The sequence below is a fragment of the Cellulomonas sp. Root137 genome (assembly GCF_001426725.1).
Taxonomy (GTDB): domain Bacteria; phylum Actinomycetota; class Actinomycetes; order Actinomycetales; family Cellulomonadaceae; genus Cellulomonas.
In genome coordinates this window covers 17,690-34,254 of sequence record NZ_LMFG01000002.1, presented here as the reverse complement: position 1 = coordinate 34,254, position 16,565 = coordinate 17,690, and the positions used below count along the sequence as shown (strand labels likewise).

Here is a 16,565-nt window from a genome sequence, read left to right as displayed (position 1 = left end):
CGCGATCAGCTCGTCGCGCGGCCTCGGAACGCTCGGATGATCTGCGCGAGCGCCATGCCCGAGGCGGACACCAACGGTGCGGCGACGACGATCACGGCGATGACGTTGGGACGGAACCTCAGCCCGTCCGGACCGCCGACGTAGGCCCCGATGGGCACCGCGTAGCCGCCACCTCCACCGCCGTTGCCCTCACCCCTGCCCGCCGGAACCGTGCCCGCGTCAGGCATCTCGCCCGAGCCCTCGCCCGCACCGAAGCCGAACCCGACCAGCGCGACGGGCACCAGCTCGTGCCCGTCCACCGTGACCTTCTCGCCGTAGGCCACCTTCGTGCCCCACGACGAGACCGAGCCTGCCAGCTTCTCCACGAGGTTCGTCACAGTCTGACCGTATCGACGTCGGGCGTCGGGCGCCGACGAACCGGTCGTCGACAGCACCACTGCACAGGAGATCTTTGCGTCCGTAGAGTCACGGACATGGGCAGAGCGCCACAGACCACCCCGGCCGGTGACGAGACGTGGCGCCGCAACCTGCTGCTCGAGGCCTACCGCCTCGAGCGCGCCGAGGACACGTCGCACCTCGCTCTGCAGGCCGGGTTCGCCTCGCTGGCCTTCGCCAGCATCGGCCTTCTCGCGGGGCTGATGCTCAACGTCTGCTCGGTCGGCTACGCGGGCAGGGACCAGTGCGTCCCGGCTCCCGACGTGCTCCTGGCAGGCGCCCCGCTCGTCCCGACAGCGCTCCTCGCCTATCTCGCTGCCAATGCCCTGCGGTCCACGCTGCGCTCGTTCCACATGCGGGCGCTGGAGCGCGAGCTGGCCGGCACGGTGCCGGACACCAGCGTCGAGTCCTACCCGGGCCTGACGTTCCCGCGGGGCGCGGAGCTCACCCTCTTCGCCAGCCCGACGGCGCTGCGGCGATCGGGCGCGGCGCGGGCGCTCGGGGTCCTGGTGATGCTCGCGCTCATCGTCGGGTACGTCGGCTTCCTCGCCGTCATCATCGCCGCGGTCTCCGCGCCGTGGAGGCTCATCGTGGTGGCGGTGTACGGCGCCGCCTTCCTGTCGATCGGTCGCCAGGGGGTGCTCGCCGTCGTCGACGGCCGCCGCTACTTCTACCGGGCGGTCCACACCCTCGACGCGTCCCTGGGCGAGGACCTGCAGCCGCGGCCCGCTCGGCCCCCGGGCACCCGCAGCCTCACCCAGTACCTGCTCCTGCCCCGGCCGGACTCGATCCCGAAGGCCTTCCTCATCGTGGTCGCCGCCGCGCTGGCCGCTGTCGTCGACGGGGTGTCCCTGGGTGGCACCGTCTGGACCGTCCTGCTCGGCGTCGTCGTCTTCGAGCTCCTCCTCTACCAGAGCCGCTACCAGCTCAACGACATCCGCGGCCTGGAGGAGGACACGTCCGACCCTGCCGCCGCGGAACGGCAGAGGCTCCCCGTCCGCCCCGGCGAGGCCCGCTTCGCGGTGCGCGCGAGCCTGGTGGTCGCGGCCGCACGGATCTACGCGGCGGTGTGCCTGACCCTCTTCCTCGCGCCGCCGGGCCAGGTCGTCATGGCCGTCGCCGCCGCCCTCCTGGTGATCCTCTCCGCGATCTACGAGCTCCTGCGCGCGCGGTCGGGGGCTCGCCTCGTCGGCGTGGTGCTCGCGCTCGGGTACGCCCTGCGCGCCGGCGTCGGGGTCGCCCTCGTCGAGGCGGCGCGATGGCCGCACCCGGAGATCGTGGCCGGCGACCTCGTGATCGTCGTCGTCGGGGCCGCGTTCGGGTCGATGTTCGTCGCGATGACCTGGACGCTGCACGCCGTCTGCCAGGCCGGCCCGGTCGGAGCCGACTGGGACGTCCCGACCGGCTGGCGCTCCGACCAGGCCCGCCCCCACCTCGCTCCCCTGCTGCAGTTCGTGGACCTGGCGCACTGGGAGGGGGCGCGGCCCGCCGACTGGAAGGTCGTCCAGGCGCTGCGGCCGCGGACGTCGCTGGTCGCCCCGTGGAACCTGTCCGTGCTCGTCGCCGCGGCCGGCGCGGGGTGGCTCCTGGTCGCGTGGCGACACGTCGACGCGATCACGGCGGTGAGCGCGGTCGTCTGTCTCGCCATCGCCGTCGTCCTCACGCAGACCACCTCGCGGGGCGCGCTGGTCGGGATCGTCAGCGCGCTGGTGCTCGGCGGAGCCATCGCGGCGAGCGTGCTCGTCGACACCGTGCCGGCGGGAGCGCCCCTGATCTCGGCCGTTCCTCTGCTCTGCATCCTGGCGACGTACCGGGTGCTCGCCGCCTCGTCGTACTTCGAGGTGAAGTCGACGGGGGCACGAGCCGGCGCCGCGGCGAAGCAGGCGTGGGACCGTGCCTTCCGCGCTGTGATCGGTGGGAAGACGGCCGCGACGCTCGAGCGGGAGGGGCGACCAGGGCCGTGACGAGCGCCGGGCGCGGCTGAACCCCGAGATCCTGCCTAGGCTCCAGGCCATGGCCACCCTCCTTCTCGTCCGGCACGGCCGGAGCACCGCGAACGTCGCCGGGATCCTGAGCGGGCGGGCCGCCGGGGTCGACCTGGACGCGGTCGGCCGGAGCCAGGCCGAGCGCACGGCCGAACGGCTCGCCGCCGCGCCGCTGGTCGCAGTGATCTCGAGCCCCCTGGCGCGGTGCCGGCAGACCGCGCGGGCCATCGCGGAGCACCACTCCCTGCCGGTGCAGCTCGAGCCGGACCTCCTCGAGTGCGACTACGGGCAGTGGCAGGGCAGGCCCCTCAAGGAGCTCGCCCAGGAGCCCCTCTGGTCGGTCGTGCAGAACCAGCCGTCCGCGGCCGTGTTCCCTGGCGGGGAGTCGTTGGCCGCCATGCAGGCACGGTCGGTCGCGGCGATCCGCCGGCACGACGCGCAGCTGGAGGCGGAGCACGGCACCGGCGCGGTGTGGGTGGCGGTCAGCCACGGCGACATCATCAAGTCCGTCCTCGCGGACGCGCTGGGCATGGAGCTCGACCTCTTCCAGCGCCTCACCGTCAACCCCGGCTCCGCGTCGATCGTCCGGTACGGGACGACCCGCCCCGAGGTGGTGGCCACCAACACCGACTCGGGGGACCTGTCCTGGCTGCGCACCGCCGGTCCGGTCGGCGACGCACAGGTCGGGGGCGGGGCCGGACCCCCGGCAGCAGGCTCGGCCCACTCGTAAAGTGGGCGACATGCCGGCCCTTGTTCACCAGTTCGACTGGCCCGACCGTGTCGTCGTCGGCACCGTCGGCCCCCCAGGTTCCCGATCCTTCTACCTGCAGGTGCGCGACGGCGCCCGGAACACGAGCGTCGGGTTGGAGAAGGAGCAGTCCGCCGTGCTCGCCGAGAAGATCGACGAGATCCTCGGCGCCCTCATGGCCGACGAGGGGAACCGGTTCAGCGTCCCCGCCGCCACACCCGTGGAGCTCGTCGACGACGAGCCCCTGGACCAACCCGTGGAGGAGCAGTTCCGCACGGGGCTCCTGCGCCTCGGCTGGGACCCGTCGACCGCGCAGGTGATCGTCGAGGCATTCCCGCTGGAGGACGAGGAGGAGGCTCCCGAGCCGGAGGACGCGAGCGAGGTGCTCCTGGTCCGGATGCCGGTGGGGACCGCGCGGGCGTTCGTCGAACGCACCCGGCAGGTCGTCCGGTCGGGCCGGCCCCTCTGCCCGAGCTGCGGCAGGCCGGTCGACGACGGCCACGTGTGCGGCGCTCCCGACCAGCTGTGACCGATCTCGTCGGCGGTGAGCTCGAGCTCGTCGGGCGCATCACGGTCGCCTCCAACGCGACCTTCCTCGCCACGATCGGCGACGTCCGCGTCGTCTACAAGCCGGTCGCCGGGGAGAAGCCGCTGTGGGACTTCCCGGACGGGACGCTCGCGAACCGGGAGGCGTCCGCCTACCTGGTGTCGGAGGCGTTCGGGTGGGACGTGGTGCCGACGACGGTCCTGCGCGACGGTCCGCTGGGTCCGGGCATGGTGCAGCTCTGGCAGGAGCCCGACCCGGAGCAGGATCCGGTCGACATCGTCCGGGAGCCACGCGAGGGATGGCGTGCCGTGTTCGAGGGCGTGGACGAGGACGACCAGCCGCTGAGCCTCGTCCACGAGGACTCCCCCGCGCTGCGCCGGATGGCCGTCTTCGACGTCGTCGTGAACAACGCCGACCGCAAGGGCGGCCACGTCCTGCCGACGTCGCAGGGTCACCGCTACGGCGTCGACCACGGAGTCAGCTTCCACGTGGAGCACAAGCTCCGCACGGTCCTGTGGGGATGGCGCGGCGACGCGCTGGACCCCGCCGAGGTCGCGGGGGTCGAGCGGGTGCACGCGGACCTGGACGGCGGTCTCGGTCAGCGACTGTCCGAGCTCCTCAGCGACGAGGAGCTGGAGGCGCTGGCGGACCGCTGCGACCGGCTGGTGCGCAACGGCGTCTTCCCCGGTCCGTCGGGCGACATGCCGGCGTTCCCGTGGCCCTTCTTCTAGCGCAGCCTGGCCGGTGCGATCTCCAGCGCGTGCTCGCGCACGTGGTCCAGGGCCCGCTTGACGGCTCCGACGGTCACGATGTCGCGGCCCAGCTCGGAGGCGAGGACCTCGATGCCCGGGGGGTCGACGTACCGGTCGAGGTCGCGCCGCACGAGCTCCAGCAGGGGCCCGCAGGACGCGGCGACGGCGCCGGCGATCATGACGCGCTCCGGGTCGTAGATGCTCGCGAACGTGGCGACAACCCGCGCCAGGAGCGCCGCCACGTGCTCGACGACGCTGACCGCGAGAGGGTCCTCGTCGAGGGCCGCCGCGAAGACGCTCGCCGCGTCCAGCGTCGCGGGATCCAGCTCCTGCAGCTGCGACGAGCCGGTCTGACCGTCCAGCCGGTGCAGCTGGGCGCGGGCGTCGTCGCGCACCAGCGCCGCGATGCCGTCGGCTGAGCCCACGCCCTCGACGAAGTCCAGGTAGCGCATCTCCCCCACGCCTCCGTGGGCACCGCGCAGCAGGCGACCGTCGTCGACGACGCCCGCACCGAACCGCTCGCCGGCGAGCAGCGTGACGTGGCACCGCGCTCCTGCACCGTGCCCCCGCCAGTGCTCGGCCATGGCCGCGAGGTTCGCGTCGTTGTCGGTGAGCGTCGTCCAGCCGTGCCGGTCGCGCAGGTGGCGGGCGATGTCGGGGTTCATCAGCTCCCAGAACGGGTTGTCCTGGAACGTGGTGCGGCCGTCACGGTCCACGGGTGCCGGTACACCGACCGCCACCGCCAGCACGCTCGTCAGCTGCGCGCCCGCGTCCGCCAGGGCGGTGAACACGCCCTCCTCGATGAGGGCGAGCCGTCGGGCGACGGTCCCGTCCTTCGGCTCCACGGTCAGCACGGTGCTGGCGAGCGCGTCGCCGCGCAGGTCGGTCACGGTCGCGCTGACCCGGTGCTGACCCGCGTCGACGCCGACGACCACCCCGGCGCGTGCGTCGAACGCGTAGCGGCGGGCGGGCCGTCCCTTGCGGTGGTCGTTCCCGGCGCGCTGGCTCTCCAGCTCGGTGACCCATCCGCGCTCGATGAGCTCGTCGCACACGTCGTGCACGGTCGCCCGCGAGAGCCCTGTGGCCTCGATCAACGCCGATCCGGTGACCTCGTCGACGTCCCAGAGGTGCTCGAGCACCAGCCGCGCGCTGGCGTCGCGCAGGTGCCGCGACGCCACCGGAGTCCGGACAACCACTTGACCTCCTCGATCGACAGTGTCACTGTAATGGCAGGTCTTAAATTTAGGACCTACATCAATCGGAGGATATGAGTGTCGACTCTGGCAGCGACCGGCAGCACGTCCGTCGGCCCACAGCAGGACGCGGCCTGGTGGCGGCAGGCTGTCGTCTACCAGATCTACCCGCGCAGCTTCGCCGACTCCAACGGCGACGGCATCGGCGACCTGCGCGGCATCACCGGCAAGGTGGGCTACCTGCGCGAGCTGGGCGTCGACGCGGTGTGGCTGAGCCCGTTCTACCCGTCCGCGCTGGCCGACGGCGGCTACGACGTCGACGACTATCGGGCCGTCGACCCGCGGATCGGCACGCTCGAGGAGTTCGACGACCTGTGCGCGGCCCTTCACGGCGCAGGCATCCGGCTCGTCGTCGACATCGTCCCCAACCACACCTCGAACCGGCACGTCTGGTTCCAGGAGGCGCTCGCCTCGCCGCCGGGCTCGCGGGCGCGTGAGCGCTACATCTTCCGGCCGGGCCGCGGCGAGCTCCCGCCCAGCGACTGGACCTCGATCTTCGGCGGCCCGGCCTGGGAGCCCGTCGGTGACGGCGAGTGGTACCTGCACCTGTTCGCCCCGGAGCAGCCCGACCTGAACTGGGCCGACGACGAGGTGCGCCGGGAGTTCCTCACCACGCTCAGGTTCTGGGCCGACCGGGGAGTCGACGGCTTCCGCATCGACGTGGCGCACGCGCTGGCCAAGGACCTCACCGAGCCGCTCGCCAGCCAGGCGGACCTGGACGCCGACATCTGGGGCGGCGCGCACCCGCTCCAGGATCGCGACGAGGTCCACGACATCTACCGCGAGTGGCGCCGGCTCTTCGACGAGTACGACCCGCCGCGCACCGCCGTCGCGGAGGCGTGGGTCCCTGCGCACCGACGCTCGCGCTACGCCTCCCCCGACGGGCTCGGACAGGCCTTCAACTTCGACCTGCTCGAGGCGGGCTGGGACGCGACGACGTTCTCCGCGATCATCGACAAGAACCTCGCGCTCGCTCGCGAGTCCGGCGCCTCGTCCACCTGGGTGCTCTCCAACCACGACGTCGTGCGGCACGCCACCCGGTACGCGCTGCCGGAGGGCACCGACCTGAACGCGTGGCTCCTGCACGACGGCGCCGAGCCGCACCCCGACGAGGAGCGCGGTCGTCGACGGGCCCGTGCGGCGACCCTGCTCACCCTGGCCCTGCCCGGGTCCGCGTACCTGTACCAGGGCGAGGAGCTGGGACTTCCCGAGGTCGCCGACCTGCCCGCCGACGCCCTCCAGGACCCGACCTTCCTGCGGTCCTCAGGCGCTCAGAAGGGGCGCGACGGCTGCCGCGTGCCTCTGCCGTGGGCCACGGACGGCCCGACGCTCGGCTTCGGCGACCAGCGGGCGCACCTGCCGGTCCCCGCCGACTTCGGCCGCTTCGCGGTCGAGACCCAGGAGGCCGACGAGGGCTCCACCCTGAGCTTCTACCGGCAGGCCCTGGCCGAGCGCCGACGCCTCCAGACCGACGAGACGCTGGAGTGGCTGACGCCCGCGGCCCCGGGCGTCGTGGCGTTCACGCGACCCGGCGGCTGGATGTCCGTCACCAACTTCGGGAGCTCACCGGCGCCGATGCCGGCAGGGCGGGTGGTCGTGTCGAGCTCGCCGCTCGACACCCACGAGGTGCCCGCGGAGACCACTGTCTGGCTGCAACGCGACCACTGACGGCAACCCTGCCGTTCGATGACTTCGACCAATGGAGGCGAAGGCATGACGTCCCAGACACCCCTCATGTCGGCGGAGCTGAGCCGACGGGGATTCCTTCGCGGCGTCGGGGTCGCGGGCGCCGGCCTCGCGCTCGCGTCGTGCGCCAGACCCGCAGGCTCCGGAACGACGGAGATCATCTTCTACCAGTCGAAGCCGGAGGTGATCGGGTACTTCGACGAGCTCATCGAGCAGTTCCACCAGTCCCAGTCCCGGGTGCGCGTCCGCCACGACGCCGCGTCGAACCTGGCCGGCACGTTCGTGCGGGAGTCTCCACCCGACATCGGCTGCCTCAACTACAACTTCGAGATCTCGCGCTACGTCGAGCGCGGGGCGCTCAGCGACCTCGGCGACATGCCCGAGGCCGGCCGGATCCTCGACGAGCTGAAGCCCCTCATCGACGTCACCGCCACCTACCCGGACCGCACCAGCGTGATCCCCTACTCGCTGATGGCGGCGGCCGTGCTCTACAACCGGCAGATCTTCGCGGAGCACGACCTGACGGTCCCGACCACCTGGGACGAGCTCATCGCCGTGTGCGACGCCCTCGCAGCCGCGGGGGTCACGCCGCTGTACAGCACGTTCAAGGACCCGTGGACGATCGCGCAGGGCCACTTCGACTACTCGGTCGGCGGCACGGTCGACACGACGAAGTTCTTCAACCAGATCAAGCGGCAGGGCACCAACGTCGGGCCCGACTCCCCCGTGTCGTTCGAGAAGCAGTTCCTCGCGCCGGTGCAGCAGATGCAGGAGCTCGTGCCGTACTCGCAGGACAACGCGGCGAGCCGGGGCTACGGGGACGGCAACCTCGCGTTCGCGAACGGCGAGGCGGCCATGTACCTGCAGGGTCCGTGGGCCATCGGTGAGATCGCGAAGTCGAACCCGGAGCTCGACGTCGGTGCGTTCCCCCTGCCGATGACCGACGACCCGGCGGACCGCAAGGTCCGGGTCAACATCGACCTCGCGCTGTGGATCCCCGAGGGCTCGACGAAGAAGGAGGCGGCGCGGGAGTTCCTGTCCTTCCTCATGCAGCCCGAGGTCATCGACGCCTACAACGCGCACGCGCTGGGCTTCGGCGTGACCAAGGACGCGGCCCCGGTGACCAACGAGACGCTCGTGGAGCTGAAGGAGTACTACGACGACGCGGCCTTCTACCTGGGCGCGTCGCAGCTGGTCCCGCAGTCGATCCCGCTGCAGAACTACACGCAGTCCCTCGCCTCCGGCGCCGACCCGGAACCCATCCTGCGGACCCTCGACGCCGACTGGCGGCGCCTGGCCTTCCGTTCCTGACGACCTCGACCTTCGAACGGAGACATCTCATGGCCACAGCAGCTGCCACCCGGCCGAGGAGCCGCGACGTCGCGGCTCCGACGCCGATGAAGGCGAGCCGCCCCCGGGTGAACCGGACGTTCTACCTGTTCCTGCTGCCCACGCTCGTCCTCTTCACGCTCTGCATCACCCTGCCGGCGATCATGGGCATCACCTTCAGCTTCACCGACTCGGTGGGCTTCGGGGAGTTCCAGTTCATCGGCCTGACCAACTACGTGGCGTTGTTCTCGGACCCGGCGATCCGCAGCTCGTACCTGTTCACGATCGGGTTCGCCCTGGTCACGGTGCTGCTGGTGAACCTCCTCGCGTTCCTGCTGGCCGTCGGCCTGACCGCCAAGATCCGGGGGAAGGTCGCGCTGCGCGCGGCGTTCGTGCTGCCCATGGTCATCTCGGGCATCGTCATCGCCTACGTCTTCAACTTCCTCTTCTCCAACTCGCTGCCGCAGCTCGGGGAGGCGGTGGGCATCACGGCCCTCGAGCAGAGCCTGCTGGCCAACCCCGACCTCGCCTGGGTGACGATCGTCATCGTCACGGCGTGGCAGGCGATCCCCAGCGCGCTGCTCATCTACATCGCGGGGATCCTGTCGATCCCGGCGGAGGTCTACGAGGCGGCGTCGATGGACGGCGCGTCCCCGATGCGACGCCTCGTCTCCATCACCCTGCCGCTCGTCGCGGGGTACGTCGTCATCAACCTGGTCATCGGCTTCAAGAACTTCCTGAACGCCTACGACATCATCGTCGGCCTGACCAACGGCGGTCCCGGCACAGCGACCCGCAGCGTCGCCATGACGATCTTCTCCGGCTTCACCGGCGGCGACTACGCCTACCAGATGGCCAACGCGACGATCTTCTTCCTCATCGCCGTGGTCCTCGCCGTGATCCAGCTACGCCTCAACCGCGGAAGGAGCGCGTTCTGATGACTGCCCAGACCCTGGTCACCACGACCCCCGCCCAGGTACCGGTCCGTCCCCGCCGGCGCTTCCTCGGCACGGGAGGCGAGGACCGCCCGAGCTGGGGCACCACCCTCGTCCTCGTCCTGTGCACGCTGGCCGTCATCGTGCCGCTCTACGCGACGGTCACGATGGCCTTCAAGACCACCGAGCAGTCCGTCGACGGGCAGGTCTTCTCCCTGCCGAACCCGATCAGCGTCGACGGGTTCGTCCAGGCGTGGGAGCTCACCGACTTCCCCCGCGCGTTCGCCATCTCCGTGTTCGTCACCGCGGTGACCGTCGTCGGCACCGTCCTCCTCGCGGCGTTCGCGGCGTACGCCATCGCACGCAACTGGGACCACAAGTTCTTCCGCTGGTCGTTCTTCTACCTGCTGGCGGCGATGTTCCTGCCGTTCCCCGTGCTGGCCCTGTCCCAGGTCAAGCTCACGGGGATGGTCGGCCTCGCCAACCCCGTCGGTGTGGCGCTCCTGCACGTGATGTTCCAGCTGTCGTTCAGCGTGCTGCTGTTCACGGCCTTCATCCGGGGCCTTCCCGAGGAGCTCGAGGAGAGCGCCCGGCTCGACGGCGCCACCACCTGGGTGGTGTTCCGGCGCATCGTGTTCCCGATGATGGCGCCCATGAGCGCGACCGTCGCGATCTTCGCGTTCCTCGCCTCCTGGAACGACTTCATGATGCCGTCGCTCATCACCGCCGACTCCACGCTGCAGACGCTCCCGGTGCTGCAGAACATCTTCCAGACCCAGTTCAGCAGCAACTACAACGTCGCGTTCGCCTCGTACCTCATGGCCATGACGCCGGCGATCATCGTGTACCTGTTCACCCAGCGCTGGGTGATGTCCGGAGTGACCCAGGGGGCGATCAAGTGATCAGGGGACGTTCGCCCCGCCGTTGACGTTGATGACCTCGCCGACCACGAAGCTGGACTCCGGCGACGCGAGGAACACGTAGGCCGGTGCCTGCTCGACCGGCTGGCTCGTCCGGCCCAACCAGGACGACTCCCCGAAACCGTTCAGCTTCTCGGTGGGCTGCCCGTCGGAGACCTGCAGGGGCGTCCACACGGGCCCCGGAGCGACGGCGTTCACGCGGATGCCGCGGGGCGCCAGGTCGGCGGCGAGCGCCTTGGTGAAGCCGATGATCCCGAACTTGGTGGACGCGTAGTTGATGATCATCGGCGAGGGGTTGTACCCCTGGACCGACGTGCTGTTGATGATCGTCGACCCCGGGCCCAGGTGCGGGAGGGCATCCCGGGTGATCCAGAACATCGCGTACAGGTTCGTCTGGATCGTGCGGTCGAGGTCGGCCTCGTCCAGCTCGTCGAAGCTCTGGTGGTACACCTGGTGCGCCGCGTTGTTCACCAGGATGTCCAGCCCACCGAGACCCTCGACGGCGTCGGCGACCAGTGACCGGCAGAACTCGCGGTCCCGGATGTCACCGGGAAGCAGGACCACTTTCCGACCCGCCGCACGCACGTGCTCCGCGATGGCCTCCGCGTCCACCTGCTCCTCGGGGAGGTAGCTGAGCGCGACGTCCGCACCCTCGCGCGCGAACGCGATGGCCACGGCTGCGCCGATCCCCGAGTCGCCGCCCGTGATGAGCGCCTTGCGGCCGGGCAGGCGACCGGTACCGCGGTAGCTGGTCTCGCCGTGGTCGGCCTTCGGGTCGAGCTCCGCGTCGAGGCCCGGCAGCGGCTGCCACGAGGCGTGCGGCTTGATGTGGGAGTGGCGCTCGACGGGGTTGTCGAACGTGAGCTGGTCGGACGTCATCGTCATCTCCTCCAGGGCGGTTCGATAACGATATCGGCCGTCACCACTCCTCGTCGCGACCCCAGCCCCCGAAGGCACCGTTGCGCCGCGAGCTCAGGTACGAGTCGATGACCGCCGCGCCCAGGTCGTCCGTCTCGGGCGCGACGACGGTGCCGCCCGCCCGCTTGGCCATGGCGTCGACGAACCGCGCCAGTCCCGGGTCGTCGCCGAGGCGGAAGAACGTCGTGCGCGCGCCCAGGCGCACCGAGCCGTCGAGCTCGCGCACCGCGAGGGCGATCGTGACCGGGTTCGGCGGGTAGTCGAAGAAGACCTCGCCGCTGGACTCCAGGTGGGACGTGGGCTCGCCGTCGGTGACGATGAGGAGCACGGGCTGGGCGTTCGGGTGCTTGCGGAAGTGCCGGTTGGCGAGCAGCAGGGCGTGGTGCAGGTTGGTGCCCTTCTCCCACTTCTCGTCGAGCCCGACGAGCTCCTCGATCTGCATGACCGACGCGCTGCGCCCGAAGCCGATCAGCTGCAGCTGGTCGCCGCGGAACCGGCTCGTGACCAGGGTGTGGAGCGCCAGCGCGGTGCGCTTCATCGGCACCCACCGCCCCTCCATCGCCATCGAGAACGAGGTGTCGACGAGCAGCGCCACGCACGCCTGCGTACGCGCCTCGGTCTCCTGGATCTCGACGTCGTCGACCTGGATCGTGCGCGACCCGCGAGCCAGCGCGTTGGTGATCGTCCGGCTCACGTCCCACGGCTCGGTGTCACCGAACGTCCACTGCCGCGTCGATCCCGACGGCTCGCCGGCGGCGCCGGAGCGGTGGACCTCATGGCCGCCGGTGCGGCCGGACATCGTGTCGGCGACGGTCTTGAGGACCGCCTTGCCCAACTGGCGCATGGCCTTCGGCGTCAACGCGAGCTGGCCGTCCGCACCGCGCCGCATCGTGCCCTCGTTCAGCGCCTTCTCCAGCCGCTGCAGGGTGCGGGCGTCGACGACCGCGTCCGACCCGAGCTGGCGTGCGAGCTTCTCGAGGTCGAGGTCGTCCAGCTGCGAGCCCTGGTAGGACTGCGCGAGCTGCTCCGCTAGCGCGTCGAGGTCGGCGAGGTCCTGGAACACGCCGGTCCCGTCGCCCAGGCCGAGCCCGTTCTCGCCGTCCATCCGCTCCGAGCTGCCCCAGTCCTCGCCCGGTCGCAGGGCTCTGAGGTTGTCGTCGAGCTGGCCCAGCGCGTCCATGAGGTCCGACGAGCCGAACGCCTGCTGCGCGAGCGCATCGAGCTCGTCGCGCTGCTCCTGGGTCATCGAGTTCCGCATCCGCTGCGCGGCGGCGGCCCGCTGCGCCAGGGCGTCGAGGAGCTCGTCGAGGTTCTGCGGGTTCTCCGGGAAGTACTCACCGTGCTTCGCCATGAAGTCGTCGAACTGCTCCTGGGTGTCCGTGCCTTGCTTTCGTTCGTCGAGCAGCCCGTTGAGGTCCGCGAGCATCTCGTTCAGGGCGGCCCGGTCGGCGTCGGTCGCGTTCTCCAGCGCCTGCTTCATGCCGGCGAAGCGCTGGTCGAGGACCTCCCGGCCCAGCAGGTCCTTGATCTTGTCGAACTCCTCGCGTGCCTCGCGGCTGCGCCAGTCGTACCCGTTGAGCTCGTCGACCGCAGCGGCCGGCGAGGACGGGAGGTTGTCGAGCTGCATCTGGCGCAGGGCACGGTCGCCCTCGTCCATGTCGACGTCGCGCGCCAGCTGCTTGCGCTCGGCGAGGACCGCCCGGTCGAGCAGCTCCTTGACCTGCTGCAGCGTGCCGTCGAGGTTGTTCTCGCGCGTCAGCTCCCTGCGCCTCTCGGCGACCCGCCGCGCGAGCTCGTCCAGGCCCGCCTGGTCCCGGCCGCCGCGCCGGAGGAACTCGCGCATCGCGCGCTCGGGCGAGTAGCCGGCCATGACGTCCTGGCCGATCGCGTCCAGAGCCTCGGCCAGGTCGACCGGCGGCGCGAGCGGGTCCGGCCCGTCCACGTACGGGGTGTACCGGGCCAGGCGGCGGTTGGGTCTAGCCATAGATCGTCTCGCCGCCTCCGGACTCCTTGCTGATCCGGCGGGACAGGTACAGGCCCTCCAGCGCGAGCTCGATCGCGGCGGCTCGCTCGCCGTCGTTCGTGGCGCCGAGTCGCTGCGCGATGTCGTCGTACAGCTCGGACTCGCCGAGCGGCGGGAGGCCCGCCAGCACGTCTCGCGCGGTGACCTGCTCGCCGGTGGTCACCATGGCGCCGCCCTGGATCGCGTCGACCAGGAGACTGAAGTCGATACCGCGGAGATGCGCGCGGACGGTCTCCGCCGTGGCGGTGCGGAGCAGGTGCTCGAGGATCTCGTCCTCGCGCCCCTCCTCCCCCGACTCGAACTCGATCTTCCCGGCGAGCACGTCGACCGCGGTCTCCAGGTCCACGGGCCGGGCGACCGCGTGGTCCTCGCCCTGCCGCGCGGCCCGGTGCAGGGCCGAGGCGGCGACGGTCTCCGCGCCGGCGATGGCGAACCGGGCGCTCACCCCGCTGCGCTGGTCGACCGAGCTCGACGCCCGCAGCGCCTTGGTGAAGCGGGCCAGGATCTCGATGAGGTGATCCGGGACGTCCGCGTGGAGGAGGGCCTCCTGACGGATGACCGCGACCTCGTCGTCGAGCTCGGTCGGGTAGTGCGTCCGGATCTCCGCCCCGAACCGGTCCTTCAGCGGCGTGATGATCCGCCCGCGGTTGGTGTAGTCCTCCGGGTTCGCGGTGGCCACGACCAGCACGTCGAGCGGCAGGCGCAGGACGTAGCCACGGATCTGGATGTCGCGCTCCTCCATCACGTTGAGCATCGCGACCTGGATGCGCTCGGCGAGGTCGGGCAGCTCGTTGATGGCGACGATCCCCCGGTGGCCGCGCGGGACGAGGCCGAAGTGGATCGTCTCCGGGTCACCGAGCGCGCGCCCTTCGGCCACCTTCATGGGATCCACGTCGCCGATGAGGTCCGCGACGCTCGTGTCCGGCGTCGCGAGCTTCTCGACGTACCGCTCGTCGCGGTGGCGCCAGGTGACGGGGAGGCTGTCGCCCTGCTCAGCTGCGCGCCTCTTGCTCGCTGCCGTGATCGGCTCGTACGGGTGCTCGCCGATCTCCGACCCCTCGATCACCGGCGACCACTCGTCGAGCAGGCCGTGGAGCGTGCGCAGGAGTCGCGTCTTGCCCTGGCCGCGCTCGCCGAGCAGGACGATGTCGTGGCCGGCGAGGAGGGCGCGCTCGAGCTGCGGGATGACGGTGTCGTCAAACCCGTGGATGCCGGGCCAGGGGTCGCGACCGTCCTTCAGGGCGGCGAGGAGGTTGGTGCGGACTTCTTCTCGCACCGACGTGTGGACATGCCCGGAAGCGCGGAGCTCGCCGACAGTTGCGGCTGTGGGACGCATCATTCGGCCGAGCGTACGTCCGGTTCCGACCAGTTGCCGATGGAGGGTCGCCGGGGCAGGGTCGGTGAAATGGCGAAGAAGAGATCCACCGGTGTCGCACTGGCGGTCGCGTGGCCCCTGGCCAAGAAGGTCGCGGCACAGGTCAGCGTGATCGTCGCCAACAACCCCGAGATCCAGAAGCGCCTCGAGAACCTGGGCAAGAAGTTCGCCGACGTCCAGCGGGCCCGAACGCCGGAGGCCAAGATCGCGCGGGCGATGGTGTCGGTGCGGGAGCAGGCTTCGATAGTCCTCGGCTCTGAGGCTCAGGATGCCGAGTCCATCGCCTCGGTCCAGGCGGCGGGCTGGAAGCAGCGGGCCGACCAGGTCGACCGGGCGCTGCAGATCCTCCAGCACCAGCCCCGGAAGGTGCAGAAGTCGCAGCTCCCCCGCATCGAGGCGATGGCGGACTCCCTCGTCGCGGAGGTTCTGACGACGCTGATCGACGATGCGGTCGACGACTCGAAGGATCAGATCGGCGGGAGCTGAGCCGCGCGAGTGGAGACCGTGACCGTGAACTTCGGGTCGCGGCTGACCTGCCGGGTCGGCCCGACCACACGCTCCAGCGTCGGCCGATAGCGCAGGTGCGAGTTCCACACCGCCCACAGCTCGCCGCCGTTCGTGAGCACGCGCGCGGCTTCCGCAAAGAGCGTCCGGGCCACCCCGTCGTGGACCGCCGCGCCCACGTGGAACGGCGGATTGAGCACGACAAGGTCGACACTCGCGTCCGGGATCGTCTCCGCACCGTCCGCACGCACGACGACGACTCGACCCTCCAGACCGTTCGCCGCGACCGTCGCGCGGGCGGAGGCCACCGCGGCGGCGGACTCGTCGGTCGCGGTGACGGTCAGCCCTTCGTTCGCCCGTGCCAGCAGGACCGCGAGCACCCCGGTGCCGCAGCCGAGGTCGACGGCCCGGGCGATGTCCGGCGGCATCGCGTCGAGGTGCTGCAGCAGTGCGCGCGTGCCGATGTCGATCTTCGTCCCGGCGAACGCGCCGCCGTGGGCGCACACGGTGATGCCGAGGTCGGCGTGCTCCTGGCACTCCGGCCACCGCTGGCTGGCCGGTCGCGGTTCTGACGCCACCAGGACGCGCGACTTCTGTCGTGCCAGGTGCGCCTGCACGCTGGTGAAGTGGCGCCCGAGGACGTCGTTCATCGCGGTCGTCATGTGCTTGACCCGCCCGCCCGCGACGACGACCACCTCGGGGTCCGCGTGCGCGGCGATCAGGCCCGCGATCTCGTCGAGCGCGTCGAGCGACCGTGGGAGCTGGAGCAGCACGACTCTCGCCTTATCGACGAGTTCGGCTGTCAGCCCGTGCTGGGTGAAGCCGTCCATGCCGAGGCGCTCGGCGTTCGCCTGAAGAGCCCGCTCGCCGAGCAGTCGGTCCTGGTGAGTGCGGACCCCGGACAGCCCGTGCCGCGCGATCGCACCGAGGGTAAGGGCGCCGTGGTGATCGCCGATCACGACGACGCCGTCCCCGGCTCTCGACAGCGTGGATGCGGCCTCGTCGAGGATCAGCCGGTCGCTCGCGTCGACGGCGTGCAGGTTCGGCGCCTCGAGGTCGGGGTAGCGGCGGAGGTCGGCGAGGACGTCGGTCTCGTCATTCGCCGCAGCCTCATCCACGTCACCGAGGCTAACGGGCTGCCCCGGGACTTCCGCC

At 71.0% G+C, this 16,565-nt stretch carries 15 protein-coding genes; 9 read left to right on the top strand and 6 right to left on the bottom strand.

Annotation, left to right across the window (positions count from 1 at the left end; all coding sequences use genetic code 11):
* Window positions 1-5: 5 nt before the first annotated feature.
* A complete protein-coding gene (locus ASD18_RS12545; RefSeq protein WP_056092283.1) occupies window positions 6-377 on the bottom strand; it encodes a hypothetical protein in 372 nt (123 codons plus the stop codon).
* Window positions 378-473: 96 nt separating this feature from the next.
* Between ASD18_RS12545 and ASD18_RS12540 the strand changes: the two genes are divergently transcribed.
* Genes ASD18_RS12540 through ASD18_RS12525 form a run of 4 tightly spaced genes read left to right on the top strand, consistent with a single transcriptional unit; the run spans window position 474 to window position 4,446 of the window.
* A complete protein-coding gene (locus ASD18_RS12540) occupies window positions 474-2,399 on the top strand; it encodes a hypothetical protein (RefSeq protein WP_056092280.1) in 1,926 nt (641 codons plus the stop codon).
* Window positions 2,400-2,448: 49 nt separating this feature from the next.
* Window positions 2,449-3,150, top strand: coding sequence for a histidine phosphatase family protein (locus ASD18_RS12535; protein ID WP_056092278.1), 702 nt, complete (start codon window positions 2,449-2,451; stop codon window positions 3,148-3,150).
* A 10-nt stretch (window positions 3,151-3,160) separates the two neighbouring features.
* Window positions 3,161-3,697 carry a DUF3090 domain-containing protein gene (locus ASD18_RS12530; RefSeq protein ID WP_056093551.1) on the top strand — a complete coding sequence of 179 codons (537 nt, stop codon included), beginning with the start codon at window positions 3,161-3,163 and terminating at the stop codon, window positions 3,695-3,697.
* Complete coding sequence (locus ASD18_RS12525; RefSeq protein WP_235522387.1) at window positions 3,694-4,446, top strand: SCO1664 family protein; 753 nt, start codon at window positions 3,694-3,696, stop codon at window positions 4,444-4,446. The genes ASD18_RS12530 and ASD18_RS12525 overlap by 4 nt, the downstream gene beginning before the upstream one ends.
* Here the strand turns inward: ASD18_RS12525 and ASD18_RS12520 are convergent.
* Entirely contained in the window at window positions 4,443-5,663 is a 1,221-nt protein-coding gene (locus ASD18_RS12520; RefSeq protein ID WP_162251748.1) for an ROK family transcriptional regulator, read from the bottom strand. The two genes, ASD18_RS12525 and ASD18_RS12520, sit on opposite strands and share 4 nt — an antisense overlap.
* 75 nt (window positions 5,664-5,738) lie before the next feature.
* Between ASD18_RS12520 and ASD18_RS12515 the strand changes: the two genes are divergently transcribed.
* Genes ASD18_RS12515 through ASD18_RS12500 form a run of 4 tightly spaced genes read left to right on the top strand, consistent with a single transcriptional unit; the run spans window position 5,739 to window position 10,572 of the window.
* The gene (locus tag ASD18_RS12515) at window positions 5,739-7,388 is read left to right on the top strand and encodes a glycoside hydrolase family 13 protein (protein ID WP_056092268.1); all 1,650 of its coding nucleotides are present in this window, start codon (window positions 5,739-5,741) and stop codon (window positions 7,386-7,388) included.
* Between the two features lie 45 nt (window positions 7,389-7,433).
* Window positions 7,434-8,717, top strand: coding sequence for a substrate-binding domain-containing protein (locus ASD18_RS12510; RefSeq protein WP_056092266.1), 1,284 nt, complete (start codon window positions 7,434-7,436; stop codon window positions 8,715-8,717).
* A 29-nt stretch (window positions 8,718-8,746) separates the two neighbouring features.
* Entirely contained in the window at window positions 8,747-9,673 is a 927-nt protein-coding gene (locus tag ASD18_RS12505; protein WP_056092263.1) for a carbohydrate ABC transporter permease, read from the top strand.
* Window positions 9,673-10,572: a carbohydrate ABC transporter permease gene (locus tag ASD18_RS12500; protein ID WP_056092261.1), complete on the top strand. Its 900-nt coding sequence runs from the start codon at window positions 9,673-9,675 to the stop codon at window positions 10,570-10,572. The genes ASD18_RS12505 and ASD18_RS12500 overlap by 1 nt, the downstream gene beginning before the upstream one ends.
* Here the strand turns inward: ASD18_RS12500 and ASD18_RS12495 are convergent, their stop codons facing one another.
* The 3 genes from ASD18_RS12495 to ASD18_RS12485 are packed head-to-tail and all read right to left on the bottom strand — an operon-like array spanning window position 10,573 to window position 14,870.
* The gene (locus ASD18_RS12495) at window positions 10,573-11,469 is read right to left on the bottom strand and encodes an SDR family oxidoreductase (protein WP_056093546.1); all 897 of its coding nucleotides are present in this window, start codon (window positions 11,467-11,469) and stop codon (window positions 10,573-10,575) included.
* A gap of 40 nt (window positions 11,470-11,509) precedes the next feature.
* A complete protein-coding gene (locus ASD18_RS12490) occupies window positions 11,510-13,492 on the bottom strand; it encodes a VWA domain-containing protein (protein WP_056092258.1) in 1,983 nt (660 codons plus the stop codon).
* Complete coding sequence (locus tag ASD18_RS12485; protein WP_056092255.1) at window positions 13,485-14,870, bottom strand: ATP-binding protein; 1,386 nt, start codon at window positions 14,868-14,870, stop codon at window positions 13,485-13,487. Before ASD18_RS12485 ends, ASD18_RS12490 begins: the two co-directional genes overlap by 8 nt.
* Between ASD18_RS12485 and ASD18_RS12480 the strand changes: the two genes are divergently transcribed.
* Window positions 14,820-15,392, top strand: coding sequence for a hypothetical protein (locus ASD18_RS12480; RefSeq protein WP_162251746.1), 573 nt, complete (start codon window positions 14,820-14,822; stop codon window positions 15,390-15,392). The genes ASD18_RS12485 and ASD18_RS12480 overlap by 51 nt on opposite strands.
* Here the strand turns inward: ASD18_RS12480 and ASD18_RS12475 are convergent.
* Window positions 15,374-16,528, bottom strand: a complete 1,155-nt coding sequence (locus ASD18_RS12475; RefSeq protein WP_056092249.1) for a class I SAM-dependent methyltransferase — start codon at window positions 16,526-16,528, stop codon at window positions 15,374-15,376. The two genes, ASD18_RS12480 and ASD18_RS12475, sit on opposite strands and share 19 nt — an antisense overlap.
* Between the last annotated feature and the right edge of the window lie 37 nt (window positions 16,529-16,565).